The 19994-nt window shown below is 59.7% G+C and carries 15 protein-coding genes and 1 pseudogene; 5 read left to right on the forward strand and 11 right to left on the reverse strand.

The window, feature by feature from the left end; translation table 11 throughout:
• Window positions 1–769: ABC transporter substrate-binding protein (locus VFE81_RS15335; protein WP_325045407.1), on the reverse strand; the 769-nt coding region annotated here is incomplete at its 3' end.
• Between the two features lie 570 nt (window positions 770–1339).
• Here VFE81_RS15335 and VFE81_RS15340 point away from each other — a divergent pair.
• From VFE81_RS15340 to VFE81_RS15350, 3 genes and pseudogenes are all read left to right on the forward strand, one after another.
• Window positions 1340–1519: a hypothetical protein gene (locus VFE81_RS15340; RefSeq protein ID WP_325045408.1), complete on the forward strand. Its 180-nt coding sequence runs from the start codon at window positions 1340–1342 to the stop codon at window positions 1517–1519.
• A 214-nt stretch (window positions 1520–1733) separates the two neighbouring features.
• Window positions 1734–2819, forward strand: a complete 1086-nt coding sequence (locus VFE81_RS15345; protein WP_325045409.1) for a glycosyltransferase family 2 protein — start codon at window positions 1734–1736, stop codon at window positions 2817–2819.
• 141 nt (window positions 2820–2960) lie between these two features.
• A pseudogene (locus tag VFE81_RS15350) lies at window positions 2961–3328 on the forward strand (electron transfer flavoprotein subunit alpha/FixB family protein); the annotation flags it as partial.
• Between the two features lie 263 nt (window positions 3329–3591).
• On the opposite strand, the gene VFE81_RS15355 reads toward VFE81_RS15350, so the two are convergent.
• Window positions 3592–4116, reverse strand: a complete 525-nt coding sequence (locus VFE81_RS15355) for an Rrf2 family transcriptional regulator (RefSeq protein ID WP_325045410.1) — start codon at window positions 4114–4116, stop codon at window positions 3592–3594.
• A 1045-nt stretch (window positions 4117–5161) separates the two neighbouring features.
• Between VFE81_RS15355 and VFE81_RS15360 the strand changes: the two genes are divergently transcribed.
• The gene (locus VFE81_RS15360; RefSeq protein WP_325045411.1) at window positions 5162–6379 is read left to right on the forward strand and encodes an NAD(P)/FAD-dependent oxidoreductase; all 1218 of its coding nucleotides are present in this window, start codon (window positions 5162–5164) and stop codon (window positions 6377–6379) included.
• Window positions 6380–6629: 250 nt separating this feature from the next.
• Here the strand turns inward: VFE81_RS15360 and VFE81_RS15365 are convergent, their stop codons facing one another.
• The gene (locus tag VFE81_RS15365; protein ID WP_325045412.1) at window positions 6630–7232 is read right to left on the reverse strand and encodes an HD domain-containing protein; all 603 of its coding nucleotides are present in this window, start codon (window positions 7230–7232) and stop codon (window positions 6630–6632) included.
• 450 nt (window positions 7233–7682) lie between these two features.
• On the opposite strand from VFE81_RS15365, the gene VFE81_RS15370 reads away from it, so the two are divergent.
• The gene (locus VFE81_RS15370; protein WP_325045413.1) at window positions 7683–7904 is read left to right on the forward strand and encodes a hypothetical protein; all 222 of its coding nucleotides are present in this window, start codon (window positions 7683–7685) and stop codon (window positions 7902–7904) included.
• A 140-nt stretch (window positions 7905–8044) separates the two neighbouring features.
• Here VFE81_RS15370 and VFE81_RS15375 read toward each other — a convergent pair whose 3' ends face one another.
• The 8 genes from VFE81_RS15375 to VFE81_RS15410 all read right to left on the reverse strand — a co-directional run.
• Window positions 8045–9358: an MFS family transporter gene (locus tag VFE81_RS15375; RefSeq protein ID WP_325045414.1), complete on the reverse strand. Its 1314-nt coding sequence runs from the start codon at window positions 9356–9358 to the stop codon at window positions 8045–8047.
• Window positions 9359–9465: 107 nt separating this feature from the next.
• On the reverse strand, window positions 9466–9684 hold the full coding sequence (locus VFE81_RS15380; RefSeq protein ID WP_325045415.1) for a GSU2403 family nucleotidyltransferase fold protein: 219 nt from the start codon (window positions 9682–9684) through the stop codon (window positions 9466–9468).
• 34 nt (window positions 9685–9718) lie between these two features.
• Entirely contained in the window at window positions 9719–11431 is a 1713-nt protein-coding gene (locus tag VFE81_RS15385; RefSeq protein ID WP_325045416.1) for a SpoVR family protein, read from the reverse strand.
• Window positions 11428–12699: a YeaH/YhbH family protein gene (locus tag VFE81_RS15390; RefSeq protein ID WP_054039600.1), complete on the reverse strand. Its 1272-nt coding sequence runs from the start codon at window positions 12697–12699 to the stop codon at window positions 11428–11430. The genes VFE81_RS15385 and VFE81_RS15390 overlap by 4 nt, the downstream gene beginning before the upstream one ends.
• Before the next feature lie 252 nt (window positions 12700–12951).
• A complete protein-coding gene (locus tag VFE81_RS15395; RefSeq protein ID WP_325045417.1) occupies window positions 12952–14874 on the reverse strand; it encodes a PrkA family serine protein kinase in 1923 nt (640 codons plus the stop codon).
• A gap of 863 nt (window positions 14875–15737) precedes the next feature.
• Window positions 15738–16499 (reverse strand): hydratase, encoded by a 762-nt coding sequence (locus tag VFE81_RS15400; protein WP_325045418.1) that lies wholly within the window; start codon window positions 16497–16499, stop codon window positions 15738–15740.
• A gap of 434 nt (window positions 16500–16933) precedes the next feature.
• Window positions 16934–18706, reverse strand: coding sequence for a methyl-accepting chemotaxis protein (locus VFE81_RS15405; protein ID WP_325045419.1), 1773 nt, complete (start codon window positions 18704–18706; stop codon window positions 16934–16936).
• 337 nt (window positions 18707–19043) lie between these two features.
• Window positions 19044–19994: substrate-binding domain-containing protein (locus VFE81_RS15410; protein WP_325045420.1), on the reverse strand; the 951-nt coding region annotated here is incomplete at its 5' end.

Genomic DNA, 19994 nt, shown 5'->3' on the forward strand with positions numbered 1-19994 from the left:
CCTTCACGAAACGCGCCACCATGTCCGGCTTGTTCTTCATCGTGTCGCGCATCGTCACGATCGTCGAGTTGTACGGCGGATAGCCATCGTCGGCGAACAGGAAGAAGTGCGCGTTCGCGTGCGCCTGCTCGGCCTGAAACGTTTCCGACGACGGATATGCCTGCATCGCCACGTTCGAATCGGCGAAGAACGGTTGCAGGTTGAAGGTGTACGGACGTGCCTGCGCCTCGGTGTAGCCATACTTCGCTTTGAGCCACGGCCACCAGGTCGTGCGGCCTGAGCCCGCGACCAGAATCGTCTTGTTCTTCAGCCCCGCGAGACTCGTCACGTCGGCGTGGGTCATCATGCCCTGCGGGTCGAACTGAAACGCCGCGGCGACCGTCGTCACGGGAATGCCGGCTTCGACGCTGGAGAGGACCTGAAAGTCGTAGCCCATCAGGAAATCCGCCTGGCCTCCGGCGAGCAATTGCATGCCGTTGACTTGCGGACCACCCATCTTGATCGTGACGTCCAGCCCGTACTTCTTGTAGATGCCCGTCGCGACGGCCTGATAGAAACCGCCGTGTTCGGCTTGCGCATACCAACTGGTCAGCAGCGTCACGTGATCGTCGGCGTGGGCCAACGGTGCGGCAAGCGTGGTACCGGCCAGCGCTGCGGCGCTTGCAGCATGTGCGACTAGCGAGCGAAATGAGGAGCGAGACGAAGAACGAAGCGGGCGGCCACCAAAGGCAAGTCGGGCAATGCGGGAAAGAAAACGCGTAACGCGCATGACTGAACTCCGTGTGAACGTGGGGATAGTTGGGATAGTTGGGATAGTGAGAAGGCAATGCGATAAGGAGCGCTCGACGTGACCCATGCGACGTGTGCGAACGGCGCCACGCGCGGACGAACGCAGATCGCCTCGCGCAATAGCGAGGACGCACAACAGCCGGATGAAAATTTGGGGCAACTGCATCGCACGCTCCTTGTTGGCGGAACCGGACGGTTCCGTTCAAACGCCGAATCGCTTCGACGTGGGCGCACGATGCGCCCCAAGAGCAATGCCCCACGATGACCGGCATCTCCATGCCGGCTCGCTAGCCGCTTCTACTCTGGTTTTCTCTTAAGCGAGTGTTGTGCCAGTTGTTGCGAAGCGCCCATGACGCGGCGTTTCAAGCTTTTGAAGTGTCGCGCCTCAGCCGAAGCGCCGGAATTTTGCACTCGCGCGAAGCGGCTCGGCACCGCGCGGGTGCATCCAGCGCGCGTTTGGCGCCTGCCCGCCGCAGGGCAAGACGTGGCAAAGGCACCCTCGGGTCCACGCCTTGCTGCGTCATAGGTGTTCTCGAACCAGGAGCACATCATGAGTGAAACAAAAGGAAGCAAAGCCACCAAACCGGCCGACATGGAACATCCTCAACCTGCCATTCACAACGACAACGAAAAGAGCAAGTTGCCCGAACGCCACGATGAGGGGCGCAAACAGTCGCCGGCGGACCGGCCGGGCAAGAAACCCGGAGAGGGTGAACCGTCAGTGAGTTGAAACATATTGAGCGTCAGCCCACAAGCGGCTTTGCTGCGTTTTTGCACCAAAGTCGCACAATTTTTCCCCTTCGGAGCCCTTTCAGAAAAAAGACATTTTTTCCGACTTATTACCGATTATTTTTTTTGTGTAATGGACTATTTTCCTGCTTGCAGCGACGTGTGCGCCAAGCGAACCGGCTGCCGCCCCTCAACAGATAAGAAAGGCGAAGCCCATGTCCACCACTTCTACCGCCCCGACTGCTCCTGCCCCTGCCCCGCCGGTCTCTATTTGCCTGCCCACGTGCAATCGCCCTGATCTTCTCGTCGAGTGCATCGACTCCTGCCTGGCGCAAAGCTACGGTAATCTGGAAATCTTGATCGGCGACGATTCGAAGGACGCGCGCACGCAGGAGTTGATGGCGACGCGCTATGCGAACGAGCCGCGCATCCGCTACGCGATGAACCAGCCGCCACTCGGCCAGGCGCGCAATGTCGCGAGCCTGTTCGAGCGTGCACGCGGCGACAAGATCCTGCTGATTCACGACGACGACCTGCTCACCCCCGACGGCGTCGAAAAGCTCGTGTCGCTATGGGCGCTCCATCCGCAACTGGAGGTGGCGTTCGCCGATCAGTACGAGGCGGATCACAGCGGCGCAGTCGACTTCGACGCGAGCACGCGCCTGAACACCGCATTTCGCCGCACGAAGGACGCCGAAGGCTTGCAGCCTTTGCCAGGCAGAACCGGGCTGGTCCAGATGTTCCCGAACAACGGCTGGATGGCCAACGCGGACCTCGTCAAGCGGATCGGTTACAAGGATCAGTACGGCATGTGCTGCGATTTCGTGTTCGGCACCGAACTCTGTCTCGCGGCACGCGAGGTGTTCTATCTGCACGAATACGTGTCGGTGTATCGGAAGACGGCAACCTCGATCTCGCATAGCACGCGCGGCACGGCGGTCGCCGCCACCGTCAGCGCGTATGCGTTCGTCAAGGCGCTGAACCTGTCGCCGCAACTGGAACCGTCACGCAAGCTGGCATTGCGCCGGCTCGCGCCGATCGTCGTGTCGGTTCATGCGAAGAATCACCAGGCGGTGCTCGGATTGAAGATCGCGCTCACGCATCTCTTCGCCTACAACTATGGCTTCAGCATGCGGCTCTATTACCACCTGCTGATGCTCTCACGTGCGGCGGTGGGCGTGCGGCAGCGCGCGGCGGTGGCTGCAGTGGTCGCAGCAGCGCCTGCTGTCGTCACCGAGCCGGTCGCCGCTGTGACGGAACTCGTCACAGACCTCGTGAGCGATCGATCCGAACTGATCTGACGCAGGCGTAGCTGGACCCGATCGCCCATTCTTTCGCCGCTGGTTCATGAGGCCGATCACCGGGCAAACTTCGCTGGGGCTTTGTGGTTAGTCGGTTAGTCGGTTAGTCGGTTAGTCGGTTAGTCGCCCGACAATGCCTAACTGACCTCGGCGAAGATCATCGTCTCGGGTGACCGGGGTCTCGGCAACGGCGAGAAAACTACACGAAGGTTCTGGAGCCGCTGGCCGACAAGCTCAACGCGGCGCTGGGCGCATCGCGCGCGGCTGTGGATGCGGGCTTCGTGCCGAACGACTATCAGGTCGGCCAGACCGGCAAGATCGTCGCGCCGCAACTGTACGTGGCCGTCGGCATCTCCGGTGCGATCCGGCATCTGGCCAGCATGAAGGACTCGAAGGTGATCGTGGCGATCAACAAGGACCCGGAAGCGCCGATTTTCAGCGTCGCCGATTACGGTCTGGTGGGCGATCTCTTCATGGTCGTGCCTGAACTGGTAAGCGAACTGGGATAAACATCACAAGCGCAGTGGATCTGAAATGGGTGCTGCTGCACCAGAAGACTCCGGTGCAGTTATGTTCTTCAGCTGTTGAAGTTCGTAAAACGCGCCAATGGTGGAAGCCGTTAAAAAGGCTGGGAGACGGGTTCACGGACTTTTCATTTTGAGCTCGCTCGCCCTTTGATCCTTACCGACAAAGCCGTAGAGGTCTAAGAGTCTGGAAAACACCACCGGCACGGTCGCCCTGAGACGCATGCGCAATGCGTTTTAGCGGAAATCTAGTCCGCCTCCAACCGGCGACTCGCTGACCGCTCGTCGATCCAGTGAACGATGTCCGTATGGTACGAACGAGGCGCTTTTGCAGCGACATTCTCTGCCAGCCCGGCCAACGTCTGCGCGGCCAATACGTCCGTCATACGTTTCTCTGCTTCGAGCATCACCGCGTGAATGGAACAGATGCCCTGCGTCGACCACCGGGGCGGCCGCCCCCCGAACACCGCGCAGTTTGCGCGGATTTCGCGGCAATCGAACAGCGCCTTCGGTCCATCCACTGCGACCATCACATCCAGCACGCTGATTTTCTTTGCCGACCGTGCGAGTCTGAAGCCTCCACGCGCACCTTCCGTTGCAACCGTCAGGCCCGCCTTGTGCAATTTGGTAAAAAGCTTTGCCACATAATCGACCGACAGACCTTGCAACTCCGCCAGATCCCGCACGCTCGCTTCGCCGACACCCGACGGCACTTCAGTCAGGTGCAAAAGACAGTGCAATGCATATTCGACACCTGAGCTGACATGGCTCATAAAAATCTCCGACCAATTTAATCCAAGTTACCGGATTTTAAGGAATAGCGGGCGCCCACACAAGCGCGGCCCGCTTGGTCTCACCACAATTTCCAGATGTGACAGCTGCCTACACGGCTTTCGATCGACCCGTGGCCGATGCACTTATCATCACTTTGGCAACCTCGCCGTGAGGCGCCACCTCCCGCTCCACGCATGGCTTCCGGGTTACCGGCACATCCCGCCTCCTTGATTTTTTCACGCAACACTTTCAGGCAACTATCTAAAAAATGCGGGGTCGGAACCGCTGCTGCATTGCGGGCCGTTCGCCGCACTGGACAAGTACAACCCACGTTTGATACAGGCCCGGCGACTGGCAAATGCCCATCATCGCTGTACAATCATTTTAACTACGACTTATTTAAGCGTAGTTATAGAGGCCTGGCATCGCCCGCCGATCGGGAAGCCGTCACACAGCGACAAGTGATACGCCGGAGCCCTCTCCGATCAGAACGGGCAACTCCTGCGCCAGCGATAATTGCGCCGTCACTAGCGGATACAGCGCCTAATACTCGCCAATTGCAACCGTCAGATGGTTCAATGCGAGCCTAGAGGCACAATGCACCCTCAACTTTTCCGATGGTCGCTCAACGATCCAGCAGCTTCGGCGTCAGCCTGATCCCATTCAGGCCGGATGCTTTGTAATTTGTCCATGTTCGCTCGAATCTGTATGAGGTCGCGTGGCGCGCGCCCAGAAAAAATCGGGATCGTCGCATAACTACGACTCATTAAGTCGCAATTAAACTCTACCTGATGTTGCATGTTGTCGCAAGCAGCCAGGTTCGCTCAGGCATCGACCTCGTCATCAGAATTAGCGCTTGCACGTTTTAACTACGACAAGTATAGTCGTAGTCAGAAGACGGACGAGGCGTTGTCCCTGCAATCAGGCTGTTGCCACATGACAATGACCTCGCGCTTTCTGGATCGTCTCACTGGCTGTGCGCACGGTGCTTCTTCTCCTGCGCATGCCCCTGGACATGTGTCAAATAATTCAACCGAAAGAATCATGACTGCAAGCAAGAAAATCCTGGTGGTGGGCGCCGGCTTCGCCGGAATGTGGAGCGCACTTGGCGCAGCTCGTCTGATCGACAAAGAAGGCCAGTCAGCCGGCGATGTGGAAATTGCGCTTATCGCGCCCGAGCCGCTGCTGCATGTGCGTCCCCGGCTCCATGAAGATTCGCCGCTGAAGATGAAAGCGCCGCTCCTGCCGCTATTCGAGGCGACCGGCGTCAAATTTATTGAAGGGCGCGTCGAACGTATTCATCCGGGCGATCGCGCCGTCGATGCAATCCGTCCCGACGGCAAGAGCTTTACGCTCACTTACGACAAGCTTGTTCTCGCGAGCGGCAGCAAACTGTTTCGACCGAATGTGCCGGGCCTGAAAGAGCACGCGTTCAGCATCGATCAGATCGACGAAGCCGACCTGCTCGAGAAGCACTTTGCCAAACTGGCTAATCAGCCAGAAACGAAAGCACGCAACACGGTAGTCGTGGTAGGCGGCGGATTTACCGGTCTGGAGATCGCCACCGAACTTGGGCATCGCGTGCGCGCTGCCGTGGGTGGTGAACTGCCCATTGAGGTGATCATCGTCGAGCAGGCGGATTCCATCGGCCCGGATCTGGGTCCAGGTCCGCGGCCGATCATTGAGGACGCGATTCGCGAATTGGGTATCGTTTGCAAGCTGAACACCGTTGCCGGTTCGATCGACGAGACGGGGCTCGTTACGACCACCGGCGAGCGTATCGAAGCCAGTACTGTGATCTGGACAGCCGGCATGCGCGCGGACCCGTTGACGGCGCAAATCGACGGGGAACGCGATCGCTTCGGCCGCCTGCATGCTACCGACGATCTTCGTGTGCCCGGCCGGAAGGATATTTTTCTCGCAGGCGATGTGGCGTTTGCCGCGACCGACGACAAGGGCAACCACGCGCTGATGTCGTGCCAGCATGCCATGACCATGGGCCGGATCGCCGGACACAACGTCGCGGCCGAACTACTTGGCAAGCCGCTGCTGCCCTACCGCCAACCGGTTTACGTGACCTGTCTCGATCTGGGGTCATACGGAGCCGTGTTCACGGAAGGCTGGGATCGTCAGATCAGGATGGTTGGCAGGGAGGCAAAGGCACTCAAGCGAACGATCTGCGAAGAGTGGATTTATCCTCCCGCCGCTGACAAGGAAGCCGCCTTTGCAGCAGCAGACCCTGCAGTGAGCGTCGTCGCGTAAAGAGATGCGTCTTCGGCGAGCGCGTCAATCGCCCTTCCACACGAGCGGCCGCAACTCGACTGAGAACGGCGCTGGCCTTGGCATTCGAGGAACCGGTTAGCTGAGGGTGGGCGTAGGCACGCCAAACTCAACGCTGTGGCAAGACGATTAAATGAGCGGCCGCGAAAGACGCTCGACTACGAGACGCCCGCCGAACGATTCCAGCAAATTATTGTATCCACCAATTGAACCCGCCAGGGACCGCCGCCCACTAGCTGCTCGCAGCCGCAGCAAAAAATTGGCTAACGCGCTCGCTTGCTACTTCCCACAGACTCGGTGAGCCACGCGCGATTATGGAGCCGTACCGCTCCATAACCTGCCGTTGTGTGACACCGTTCTCGGTCCATGTTCCACCATTCGACAGTGTATTGATCAACAGTGGCTGCATTCGATCCAGTGCTTTTGCAAAGATCGCCTCGGGCGTCTCCGCGGCCTCAAACTCGCGCCAGAGTTCGAGCATTTCGCGCCCCTGGTGTTGGGGCAGTAGCCCAAAGATCCGCTCGGCGGCCTGTTGTTCAGCCTCTGCGATCAGCGCATCGTGCCCGCTGACAGAATGTATCGGATGATCGCCGGCGTCGATCTCAACAATGTCGTGGACGAGCAGAAGTTTGACGACGTGGAGGGTGTCTACTACATCCTTTGCGTGCGCTGAGAGGACCAGCGCAAACATGCTCAAGTGCCAGGAATGCTCCGCCGAGTTTTCTTTTCGGCTCTGATTGATCAGTGGAGATTGTCGCACAATCGATTTCAGCCTATCCAGTTCCACGAGAAAGGCAAGCTGTTGAGCGATCTGATCAGCGGGCAAACAAGTCATATATTGCGCTCCTTTTCGTCCGAGAACTGCCCCGGTGCCAAGCGAGAATCGGCGAGACTTCAGGCGAGCGACCACGACTAATTACGAGCGATGATCGGCATCGCGGACTTAACGTAGATTGGTACGGATGGGGAGAGCTTACCGATCTTTCTGGTTGTGTGCTGCGATTCAGGCAACTGTGGACGTTTCTGATTGTGTGCGATGCGTATGCGATGTTTCAGAAACGGTTGCGTGCCGGTGATATCGTCACAACCGCAAGGTGCACCGATGGCCACACATGGGCGCCACATTAGCAGCGGCGCGGCGCGCACCGAACCAAGAAATGCTCGTGTAATAAGCGTGTTTTCTGCTAAGCATCCGCTCATTAGCAAACGCGTATTTGTCGGTTGGTCTTGAGCCCGCGGCTGATTACGATGAATCTCGTACCGTCATCATCCGAGGTGATTCGCCATGTCCGACAGTGCCTGTTTCAAGCCGCGCGTGATCGAACCGGTCGCCGTCAATCAGCCGGAAGGATTGGGGCTCGCGGTAGAGTTATGGCTCGCGCATCCCGTCGATGGGATTGCGGGGCGAGCCGTGCAGATTCATTTGCGCAGCGACGCGAAGATGGCGCAAGCCGAGACGCTGCGCGATCTATTGCATGCGTTGGGGACGGAAATTGTGGTGGCTTGAGCGTGCGCTCTGCACCGTGCTTGCCGTGCTTGCCGTGCTTGCCGTGCTTGCCGATGAGATAAAAAAACGGCGGCCGGGTTGCCCCGGGCCGCCGTCCTCAAGCCGCGCTTAAGGGCGCCGTTCGAGCGTATTGCTCACGCTCAAGGCTCGTGACGCAGATACCCTTCTTTCGAAGGATCGCGCATGCGCAGCGACACGATGCCGGCGATTGCGCACAGCGCGGTCACATACCAGTAGAACATCGACTCGTTACCCACCGACTTCAGCCACAGCGCGACGTATTCCGCCGAGCCGCCGAAGATCGCATTGGCCACGGCATACGACAAACCTACGCCAAGCGCGCGCACTTCCGGCGGGAACATTTCGGCCTTGATCAGACCACTGATCGAGGTATAGAAGCTGACGATCGCCAGCGCCACGACGATGAGGCCAAACGCCGCATACGGGCTCGCCACGTCTTTCAATGCGTGCAGCAGCGGCACGGTGCCGATGGTCGCGAAGAAGCCGAAGAACAGCATCGAACGACGGCGGCCGATACGGTCCGACAAGGCGCCGAACGCCGGTTGCATTACCATGTAGACGAACAGCGCCGCGGTCATCACGTTGCTGGCCGTCTTGGCGTGCATACCGGCTGTATTGACCAGGTACTTCTGCATGTACGTGGTGAACGTATAGAAAATCAGCGAGCCGCCGGCCGTGAAACCGAGCACCGTCACAAATGCGCCCTTGTGCAACCACAAGCCGCGCAGCGTGCCGGCTTCCTTGCGTTGGCGCATTTCGGCCGTGGTCGTTTCTTCGAGCGATTTACGCAGATATAGCGCGACCAGCGCCGCCAACGCACCGATCACGAACGGCACGCGCCATCCCCATGCTTTCAGTTCTTCGGTGGAGAGCGTTTGTTGCAGGATCACCAGCACCAGCAACGCGCACAACTGGCCGCCGATCAGCGTGACGTACTGGAACGACGCGAAGAACCCGCGACGGCCCTTAAGCGCGACTTCACTCATATACGTCGCGCTGGTGCCATATTCACCACCCACCGACAAGCCCTGGAACAGGCGCGCCACCAGTAGCAAAGCCGGCGCCAACGCGCCGATCTGCGCGTAAGTGGGCAGCACCGCGATCACGAGCGAGCCGCCGCACATCATGAACACCGACACCATCATCGCGGTCTTGCGGCCGTGCTTGTCGGCGAGCCGGCCGAAGAACCAGCCGCCGATCGGTCGCATCAGGAAGCCCGCGGCAAAGACGCCTGCGGTGTTGAGCAACTGCGTGGTGGTGTTGCCGCTCGGGAAGAATGCCGGCGCGAAATACAACGCGCAGAACGAGTACACGTAGAAGTCGAACCACTCGACTAGATTGCCCGATGAAGCGCCAACGATCGCGAAGATGCGGCGCCGGGTGTCGTGGGCGTCGTGAGCCGTGGCCACGGTTTGATCGGATAGGTCGGTCATGCTGTTGTCTTTCCTTGTTTTTAAACGGAGATGGCGGTCGTGGCGCCGCCTTCACAACGCGCGCATCGAGGTGCCGCAGTGGCGTCCATCGCGCGCGTGCGCGAATTTTACAGAATTGCAAGGAAGAAATGGGGATTTGTTAGGGAACCTCTGCCGTGAGGTTCGTCGCGAGTTCCTCGAACCCGGCTTCGTGAGCGTCGCGCATCAGTGTTCGTTCGCAGACGCGACACGAGTAGTTTATGGATTGCAAAGCGGGCAGCGTCAGGTACGCGTACTGGCACGACCCCATGTATTGACGCGGAATGACAAAAGCCCCTGTTCGTCACGGACAGGGGCTTTTAGACAACTCAAAGAACCGGCTCAAACCCTGATCGCCGGCGGCACATACTTACACTCGTACCGCTTCCTCACCGTGCCGTTCTCATCGACGCTTTCCAGGTAGACGTCAAACTGCCACAACCGCGCCATGTGCTTGAGCACCTCTTCGCTATCTCCGGACAGATGCCGGTTGTCGCTCATGAAATGCCGCAACGTCAGACTCCGGTCACCACGTGTATTCACCGCCCACACCTGAATATTCGGCTCCCGATGATGCATGTCGTACTGCCGCGACAACGCCTGACGCACATACTGGTACCCACTGTCGTCATGAATCGCGGACACTTCGAGCGCATCGCGCATATCGTCATCCAGCACCGAGAACAGACGCATTTCCCGGATCAGATGCGGCGACAGATACTGCGCGACGAAACTCTCGTCCTTGAAGTTACGCATTGCGTAGTGCATCGCCGGTAACCACGGGCTGCCGGCCAGTTCCGGGAACCACTTGCGGTCCTCCTCCGTCGGCGCTTCGCAGATCCGGCGGATGTCGCTCATCATCGAAAAACCGAGCGCATAGGGATTGATCCCGCTGTAGTACGGTTTCGTGACCGGCGGCTGGTAGACCACATTGCTGTGCGAATGGAGAAACTCCATCATGAAACCGTCTTCCAGCTTGCCCTGGGCATACATCGTGTTGAGCAAGGTGTAGTGCCAGAACGTCGCCCAACCTTCGTTCATCACCTGGGTTTGCCGTTGCGGATAGAAATACTGCCCGACCTTGCGCACGATGCGGATCACTTCCCGTTCCCAAGGCTCAAGTAAGGGTGCGTTCTTCTCCGCGAAATACAACAGGTTTTCCTGCGGCTCCGGCGGATAACGCTCCTCGATTTCCTCCGGCAATGGCGTATGCCGGGTCGGCAAGGTGCGCCACAGTTCATTGACCTGCGATTGCAGATAAGCCTCACGCTCGCGGCGCGCCGCGAACTCCTTTTCCAGCGAAAGTTTCTGCGGCCGCTTGTAACGGTCCACGCCGTAATTCATCAACGCGTGGCACGAATCGAGCAATTCCTCCACCCGGTCGAGCCCGAAGCGCTCTTCGCACTCCGCGATGTAATTCTTCGCGTAGACGAGGTAATCGATGATCGCATGCGCATCCGTCCACAGTTTGAACAGATAGTTGCCCTTGAAGAACGAGTTGTGGCCATAGGCCGCGTGCGCGATGACGAGCGCCTGCATCGTCATCGTGTTCTCTTCCATCAGATACGCGATGCAAGGGTTCGAATTGATGACGATCTCATACGCCAGCCCCATCTGCCCACGACGGTAGCTTTTTTCGGTTGAGAGAAAGTGTTTGCCGAACGACCAGTGACGGTAGTTCACCGGCATGCCGACGGACGCGTACGCGTCCATCATCTGTTCGGCGCTGATGAGTTCGAGCTGGATCGGATACACGTCGAGTTCATATTGCTCTGCAACACGGGCAATATGCGAGTCGTACTCTTCGATCAATTCGAAGGTCCAGTCGGACGGGCACGGCAAAGGCCGTCTATCGGCTACGTTCATACGGACTTCCCTTTGCCCCTCTGTGGGCGTTCCGGTGTGTCCCCGTGCTGCAGCGGTGTCGACTGCTCCGGCTGCGGCGGCTCCCGTATCGTCCGCCTTCGCCTCGGCATGCCCCGACTGACGCTGCGGCACGCCTTTCCCACGCTCCGGCTGATAGCCGCGCGCTTCGTTGTGCAGGTGTTTTGTCATGAAGACGCCACCTGCTTTTCAAACAACTCCCGAAACACCGGATAAATGTCTGCCGCGGTTTCGACCTTCTTCATCGCCATGTGCGGCTGGCTCAGTGCCAACTGCGCATATTCGAGCCACAAGTTCTGCTCTTCCGGCGTGACCTGGATATATGCAAAATAGCGCACCTTCTCCAGGATGTCATCCGAAAGTATCTTGCGGCATTTGGGCGAATCGTCGGTCCAATTGTCGCCGTCCGAAGCCTGAGCGCCGTAAATATTCCATTCAGTCGGCGAATAGCGCTCGTCCATCACCTTCTGCATCAGCTCCAGCGCGCTCGAGACCACCGTGCCGCCGCTTTCCGTCGAATGAAAGAACGTGTCTTCGTCGACCTCTTCGGCGCGGGTGTGGTGACGAATGAACACCACTTCGATCTTTTCGTAGTTACGCTTGAGGAACAAATACAGGAGGATGAAAAAGCGCTTGGCGAGATCCTTGCGCTGTTCGTCCATGGAACCCGACACATCCATCAGACAGAACATCACCGCCTGGCTGGACGGCGTGGGTTGCTTCACACGATTCACGTAGCGCAGATCGAACGGATCGATAAACGGAATACGCCAGATGCGCCCGCGCAAATGGTGGATTTCCTCTTCGAGCAGTTTGATTTCGTCGCGACGGTCGTCCGGATCGGCTTTCATCACTTCGAGTTGCCGTTCCATCTCGTGCAACTGATTGACGAGCGGCGCACCCAGCGCAATACGGCGGCCGAGCGCGCTGCGCAGCGAACGGACCACGTCGATATTGTTCGGCGTGCCTTCGGCCGCCCAGCCGGCGCGGATGCTTTTCCACGTAGGCACGGCCATCAGATGGGTTTTGACGAGACGTGGGAGTTCGAGGTCGTCGAAGAAATACTGCATGAACTCTTCGCGGCTCAACTCGAACACGAAGTCGTCCTGACCCTCGCCCTCATTGCTGGCCTGATTGCCCCCGCCTCCGCCGCCGCCCCCTTGCGGGCGCTGGATCTTGTCGCCGCGGATGTAGTCGGAATTGCCCGGATGCACCATTTCCCGTTTGCCGCCGGGACCATGCCGGAACGACGGTTCCGCGATGTCCTTGCGCGGGATGGTGATGCTCTGGGTGTTCTGAATATCCTTGATGCTGCGATCGCGAACCGCTTCCGAGACGGCGCGACGAATATAGTTTTTAACGCGGCGCAGAAAGCGCTCACGGTTTGCAATGCTCTTGTTCTTACCAGCTAACCTGCGGTCGATGATTTGATGAAGCACGCCCGGTCTCCCGTGTCGACCAGAGTTGGCGCTTTAGCTGTCGATCGGAGTTCGCGCTTTAGCGCATTACTTCGGTCTCATGCAAAGCTCTTACTCCGGTCCCATGCAGCTGCACTATTTCGGGTGCGCGAGACGCACGCTGCATAAGCCTGTTTGCGCACTCATGTCTGCAAACGCAACGCTATGTCCATGCAGCTTGCGCCTCGCAAGGTGCCCGCGCGGTCAGACCGCGCGGGCGGCACGCAGTGCGTATCATGACGACTTGCGCACGCGCAGATACCAGTCACACAGCAAGCGCACCTGCTTCGGCGTATAGCCCTTCGTCACCATCCGGTTGACGAAGTCTTCGTGCTTGCGTTGCTCTTCCGCTGAGCCTTTCGCGTTGAACGAGATCACTGGGAGCAGTTCTTCCGTGTTCGAGAACATCTTCTTTTCGATCACGACGCGCAGCTTCTCGTAGCTGATCCAGGCAGGATTTTTCCCTGCATTGGCAGCACGCGCACGCAGCACGAAGTTGACGATCTCGTTGCGGAAGTCCTTCGGGTTGCTGATACCCGCAGGTTTCTCGATCTTCTCCAGTTCGGCGTTCAGCGCCGCGCGGTCGAAACTCTCGCCGGTGTCGTGGTCACGGAACTCCTGATCCTGAATCCAGAAGTCCGCATACGTCACGTAGCGATCGAAAATATTCTGACCATACTCGGAATACGACTCCAGATACGCGGTCTGAATCTCCTTGCCGATGAACTCGGCATAGCGTGACGCCAGCACGTCCTTGATGAAAGACAGATACTTCTGCTCGGTTTCCGGTGGGAACTGCTCGCGCTCGATCTGCTGTTCGAGCACGTACATCAGATGCACCGGATTCGCCGCGACTTCGGTCGAATCGAAGTTGAATACACGCGACAGGATCTTGAACGCGAAGCGGGTCGACACGCCGGTCATCCCTTCATCCACGCCCGCGAAATCGCGGTACTCCTGATACGACTTGGCCTTCGGATCGGTGTCCTTGAGATTCTCACCGTCGTACACCTGCATCTTCGAAAAGAGGCTGGAGTTTTCCGGCTCCTGCAAGCGCGTGAGCACCGACATCTGCGCCATCATCTTCAGCGTACCCGGCGCGCATATCGCATTGGCCAGCGACGAATTACGCAGCAGCTTCTCATAGATCTTGACCTCTTCACCGTAGCGCAGGCAGTACGGCACCTTCACGACGAAAATCCGGTCGAGCAGTGCTTCGTTGTTGCGGTTGTTGCGGAACGCCTTCCATTCCGACTCGTTCGAGTGGGCAAGGATCACGCCGTCGAACGGGATCGCGCCGAAGCCTTCCGTGCCCTTGAAGTTGCCTTCCTGAGTGGCGGTCAACAGCGGGTGCAAAACCTTGATCGGCGCCTTGAACATTTCGACGAACTCGAGCAAGCCCTGATTCGCAAGGCACAGGCCACCGGAGTAGCTGTATGCGTCCGCATCGTCCTGGGCGTACTGTTCGAGCTTGCGGATGTCGACCTTACCGACCAGCGACGAAATGTCCTGATTGTTTTCGTCACCCGGCTCGGTCTTGGCAATACCGATCTGGCGAAGGATCGACGGGTAGCGGCGCACCACGCGGAATTTGCGGATGTCGCCGTTGTATTCGTGCAGGCGTTTCACCGCCCACGGACTCAGAATGTTTTTCAGGTAGCGGCGTGGAATACCGTACTGCTCTTCGAGGATCGGACCGTCCTCGTCGTAATCGAACAGACCGAGAGGCGACTCGTTCACGGGCGAGCCCTTGATCGAGTAGAACGGCACGCGTTCCATGAGTTGCTTCAGACGTTCCGCGATCGACGATTTGCCGCCGCCAACCGGTCCCAACAGATACAGAATCTGCTTCCTTTCTTCGAGCCCCTGGGCCGAGTGCCGGAAGTAGGCGACCACCTGCTCGATCACCTCTTCCATTCCGTAGAACTCACGGAATGCGGGGTATACCTTGATGACCTTGTTCGCGAAGATGCGTGACATGCGCGGATCGTTGCGAGTGTCGATCTGTTCTGGTTCACCGATTGCCGTCAACATGCGTTCGCCAGCTGTGGCGTACGCGGCGGGATTGTCTTTGCAGAGCGCGAGATACTCCTCGAGCGAGAGTTCATCTTCTCGCGTTTTCTCGAAGCGGGTCGCGAAACTGCTGTAGATATCCATGCTACCTCCTCGCCGAAGTCTAGACCGATGTCGTGCGCGGCGCGCTATTCGGAAACGACATCGCTCGAATTCATCCTAAACCCTTTTAAATTTTTTTTCCATGAACTACGTTGCGAAAATCGCGCCGTACCCGCCTCCCGACATTCCTCACTTGGAAACACAGAATCGCTCACCTACAATTTTGCGCTCGCATCACCGCTATTGCGCAACGATTGCAGACCCGCGTTGCTGCCTCTCCACTACCATCGCATTTCGGCAGCACCCACTTGCTTGTCGTGCTGATCAGCACAGTCGCCATGCACCGTTACACGAATCGCCTCGTTGATCGAACAATCTCACTGTTACACCGGACAGCCTGTCTGCACACGCACGTTTTGTCGCATCGAGCGCGGACGTCATGCGTTTTAATGCGCCCTGCTACCTTTTTCATCAACGCGCGGCTTTGCCATTTGGTCTACAGCAACAGGCACGGTGTTACATGTTCGTTCACCCGCGCTGACCAGGCAGCGCTGCTCACTGGCGCGTCGTCAAGCGGTTCGTCAACGCGCGAGCGGTTTTGTTCCACACCGTTTAACGTTTAACATCAAGCGCGGCAGGCCGCTGTGCGTTACCGCTCCTGGCTGTCCCTCGTATTAACCGCGTCGGCGGCATGGTTAGTCGCGCGTATAACTGGATCACGGCGGCGCAACGGGTCGCTTCATAGGTGTATACGGCAAAGCGCCCAATGCAGATGCCGCAAATGTAAAACGGCCGCCCGTGGGCAGCCGTTTGCTTGATGCTTCCTGATGCGTCCTGACGCTTCGTAATTGACCGTTACAGTCGAACCGTGACAAGCGCGCCGTTACAACTACGCTGTGACACGCTCAGGTCAGTTCAACCTCCACTTCCCCGAGACCGTTGATGTGGCCGCGCACAACCCCCGGTTTGTCCACATTGTGCGCACCGACGTACGAACCAGTGGTGAGCGTCCATTCCGGCTCGATGGTGATGCCCATGGCGGCGCAATGGTTGACGAACCAAACCAGCAGTTCGCGCGGATCGCCGGCCGGATTACCGGTGGCTTCCGGCACCAGCGAGTTGCCGTCGAAACTCAGCTCCAGTTCAGGCGATACGAAATCGAAGCCGCGTGCGAGGCCCGCATAGGCAACCGGATGGCCGGTGATTAATGCGCCGTTGTTCTGGGCGTCGGCCAGTTGCGCAAGCGGCGCGACATTGGGCCACTCGGCAAAACGGCTGTCGACGATCTCAATGGTCGGTAGCACGACGCCGACCTTCGACAGCACCTCGTCGCGCGCGTAGGCCCGGCCGCGTGGCTCAATCGCCTCGGCGAAACGAAAGGCGATCTCCAGCTCGACCAGCACCCGGAAGAAGCCGGTATGGGCCACCCGCGCCGGCGACGGCAGCACCAGCGAAGCCGGAATGGGCGCGCCCCCGGCGGCCCCGCCGGGCGCTCTGGCGCCGATCTTCCACGCACCCGTCGAGTCGCCGAGGCCCGCGATGACAGCTTGCTGGATTGCATAGGCGGTTGCCGCGTCGGGCGGCAGGCTGTCGGGTGGGGGCGCATCGATCGGGCGATGCTGCCGGCGGGCTTCGACGAGGCGGTGCGCGAGGTCGTATGGCGTCATGTCGGTCCTTTATGGCTGGCGCGTTGAGCGTTGGGTTGCCGCGCTGAGTTGCAGCGGTTGAAAAACAGCGGGCTCACGTCCGCGCGCTGACTGCCTGAAGCGGCGACGTCGCCGATGCAGGCCGTAGTCGCGTCCGTCAATGTACCGGATCGCGACGCTCGCCAGGGCGTGGACAACACTTGGGAACGTTACTTAGTGCGCAGACCGTAAAAAAAGACCGCGGTTGCATGCGCAATCGCGGTCTTTGTCGTCATGCGGTCAATCCGCATAAGCACGCTTTCCATCTATACACCGGCGGGAACGAATGTTGCATCGGCGTAGCCGTTGCGTGACCGGTCGTAACCCTTGGCATCGCGTTCAAAACGCGGCGCCGACGCCGTACGTCCGTACACGCTGCCGCGCGTTACCGTGCCGCGCCGGTCGCACGTTCCCGATCAGAAGGTTTCCCAATCCTGATCGCTGCCCGCGCTTGCTACTGCCTTCGCCGGCGTCCTCGTCGGCGCGGCGGCAACCGGCGCCGCCGTGGGTGCAGCAGACGCCCTGGCTACCGTGGCGGCCTGCGCACCAGATTGTGGCAAGGGTCGTGACGCTTTACGTGCTGCCGTCGTGCGAACCGGCGCGGCCGCGCGCTTCGGCGCCGCGCTGACCGGCGCTTTGACGCCGCTTTCGTCGAGGTGGAACACCGCGACCGCGGTACGCAGCTTGCCGGCCTGATCTTCGAGCGAAGACGCCGCAGCGGCCGCTTCTTCGACCAGCGCGGCATTCTGCTGCGTCACCTCGTCCATCTGCGTGACCGCGCGCGCCACCTGGTCGATGCCGCTGCTTTGCTCTTCCGAGGCCGCCGCGATCTCACCCATGATGTCGGTCACGCGCTGCACCGCACCGATGATCTCGGTCATCGTGCGGCCGGCTTCGTCGACCAGCGCCGAGCCAGACTGCACGCGCTCCACCGAGGTGTCGATCAGTTCCTTGATTTCCTTGGCCGCCGCCGACGAACGCTGCGCCAGGCTGCGCACTTCGCCTGCCACCACCGCGAACCCGCGTCCTTCTTCGCCGGCCCGCGCCGCTTCCACGGCCGCATTCAGGGCCAGGATGTTGGTCTGGAACGCAATCCCTTCAATGATCGAAATGATGTCGGCAATCTTCGCCGAGCTCTGGTTGATGTCGCCCATCGTGCCGACCACCTGGCTGACCACCGAACTGCCCTTATTGGCGATCTCCGATGCATTGGCAGCCAGCGCGCTCGCCTGGCGGGCGTTATCGGCATTCTGCTTAACCGTGCCGGTCAGTTCCTCCATGCTCGACGCGGTTTCCTGCAGCGCCGACGCCTGCTCTTCCGTTCGCGAGGACAGGTCGATATTGCCGGCTGCGATCTGGCGTGTGGCCGTCGCGATCGATTCACTGCCGCTGCGCACAGCGCGCACCGTTTCGGTGAGGCTGCGCTGCATCCTGGCGATGCCCTCAAGCAAGTGCCCCATTTCGTCACGCGAGGTGATCACGACAGGGCGGCGCAGATCGCCAGCGGAGATCGCGTCGAAATGACCGAGCGCCTCATTGAGCGGACGGCCAATCGCGCGACTCAGCGTCAGATAGGACAGGACGGCGGCAAGCACACCGACCAGCAGAGCACCGGCGCTCACCATGCGGAACACTTCGAAGTTGTTCTGCGCGGAATCGTAACCTTGCTTGGCCGATGCGAACTGGTACTTGCGCAACGCGTCGTCGGCGTTGCCGAGATCGTTGTATGCCACCTGCAGACGCCTGGCGACGTCGACAATCTTGCTCGGGTCGTTCGCCGTGACGGTCGCCGCAAACGCGTCCATTTGCTGATGCAGCGCGTCGCGTTTAACGATGACGTTCTGCGCAAGACGGTCTTCCTCGGCGTCGCGCGGCAAATCCATATACTTTTTCCACCAGGCGTCGGACGTGGCGCGCATCAGATGCGCACGCTCGAGCGTCGGCGCCGCTTCCGGCGTGCCGATCATGAACGCCGCCCGGTCGAGCGCCAACCGCTCGCGCGCCGCATAGATCTCGGCGTTGCCGATATCGACCGCGCTCGGCATTGCATTAGTGAACGTGTCCTGGTAAGCGTCGTTCGAACGGCTCATGCCGAACAGACCGAAAACGCCAATGGCGACTAGTAATGCGGCGAGAAAAGCCGTCGTGAGACCAATCCGTGTCTTGATCGTGATGCCTTTGTTCAACATGCTTGTTCCTGTACTTTGCAAATGAGAGGCAGTGTTCGCAGCGCGGGGTAACGTGTGACGTCTGCGTGCAGGGCGCCTATTTGATATGGCGCTCTAATACTTTCGTTTACGGCATTCGACCTGCATACTTGAAGGATTTATATGGTAGGAAGAAAGACGTTGTAAGAAATTGGACGAAATTACAAACGACTGACAGACAGCGCCGGCGCGAAGGTCGCGCAGCGCTTTTGGGTATTCAGGGAAGTGTTTCAGGCAGAGGCGGGTCGAAAGGCCGGACGCGAAGTCGAAAGGCCGGACACGAGGTCTATCGGCTCGCGTCCGGCAACGCAGTGCTGGATCAGGCAGCCAGATCTCGCCTCGCCGAGCCGGCCCAGGTCGCGGTGGATTCGCGCACGATCAGCCGCGGCGACACGACGCGCCGGCGGGCCGGCGCCCGCGCCGTGCCGGCCGAAGTCCCGGCGATCCGCTCGATCAACGTCTGCGCTGCCATATCGCCGAGCGCGCGGACCGACTGCCCGACGGTCGAGAGCGCCGGATAGGTGAATCGTCCCAGTTCGATATCGTCGAAACCGATGATCGAGCAATCGCGCGGCACGCTGATATTGCGTTCCGCCGCGGCGCGCAGCGCGCCGATGCCCATCATGTCGTTGCCGGCAAAAATCGCCGACGGCTTCACCGTGTCGAACAGTTGTCCAGCCGCGCGATGGCCGCCCGTCCCCGAAAAATCGCTTTCGACAATCGCACCGGCCGGAATCTCGATGCCGCGCTCCGCCATGGCGCGAATGAAGCCGTGCACCCGCATGGCGCTCACCGCCGTTTTCACCGGCCCGGTGATGCAGCCGATCCGCACGTGTCCCAGTTCGAGCAGATGACGCGTCGCGAGATAACCGCCCTTCTCGTGGTCGATCTGCACCAGATCCGCGTTCACGCCTTCAATATTGCGGTCCACGACGACCAGCGGCTCACGGGCGTCGGCGAGTGCCTGCGCCAGAACCGCGTCGTCGCCCGCGGAGGCGACAATCAGTCCGTCGATACGTTTTTCCTGCAGCACGCGCAGATAGTTACGCTGCTTGGCCGGATCGTCGTCCGAATTGCAGAAGAACAGGCAGTAGCCGTTGCGCGAGCAACCATCCTCGATACCGCGCGCCATCTCCGCGAAATACGGGTTCGTACTGTTCGGCACCACCAGACCGATCGTCGCCGTCGCCCGCGCCTTGAGCGAGCGGGCCACCGCCGACGGTACATAGTGAAGCTGACGGATCGCGTGTTCGACCTTCGCGCGCACGTC

This window comes from Paraburkholderia sp. (genome assembly GCF_035656215.1).
Taxonomy (GTDB): Bacteria; Pseudomonadota; Gammaproteobacteria; order Burkholderiales; family Burkholderiaceae; genus Paraburkholderia.

Coding starts and splice junctions, on each gene's coding strand:
- VFE81_RS15340 (WP_325045408.1), top strand. CDS start 1,340: ATGAGTGAAACAAAAGGAAGCAAAGCCACCAAACCGGCCGACATGGAA.
- VFE81_RS15345 (WP_325045409.1), top strand. CDS start 1,734: ATGTCCACCACTTCTACCGCCCCGACTGCTCCTGCCCCTGCCCCGCCG.
- VFE81_RS15355 (WP_325045410.1), bottom strand. CDS start 4,116: ATGAGCCATGTCAGCTCAGGTGTCGAATATGCATTGCACTGTCTTTTG.
- VFE81_RS15360 (WP_325045411.1), top strand. CDS start 5,162: ATGACTGCAAGCAAGAAAATCCTGGTGGTGGGCGCCGGCTTCGCCGGA.
- VFE81_RS15365 (WP_325045412.1), bottom strand. CDS start 7,232: ATGACTTGTTTGCCCGCTGATCAGATCGCTCAACAGCTTGCCTTTCTC.
- VFE81_RS15370 (WP_325045413.1), top strand. CDS start 7,683: ATGTCCGACAGTGCCTGTTTCAAGCCGCGCGTGATCGAACCGGTCGCC.
- VFE81_RS15375 (WP_325045414.1), bottom strand. CDS start 9,358: ATGACCGACCTATCCGATCAAACCGTGGCCACGGCTCACGACGCCCAC.
- VFE81_RS15385 (WP_325045416.1), bottom strand. CDS start 11,431: ATGACAAAACACCTGCACAACGAAGCGCGCGGCTATCAGCCGGAGCGT.
- VFE81_RS15395 (WP_325045417.1), bottom strand. CDS start 14,874: ATGGATATCTACAGCAGTTTCGCGACCCGCTTCGAGAAAACGCGAGAA.
- VFE81_RS15400 (WP_325045418.1), bottom strand. CDS start 16,499: ATGACGCCATACGACCTCGCGCACCGCCTCGTCGAAGCCCGCCGGCAG.
- VFE81_RS15405 (WP_325045419.1), bottom strand. CDS start 18,706: ATGTTGAACAAAGGCATCACGATCAAGACACGGATTGGTCTCACGACG.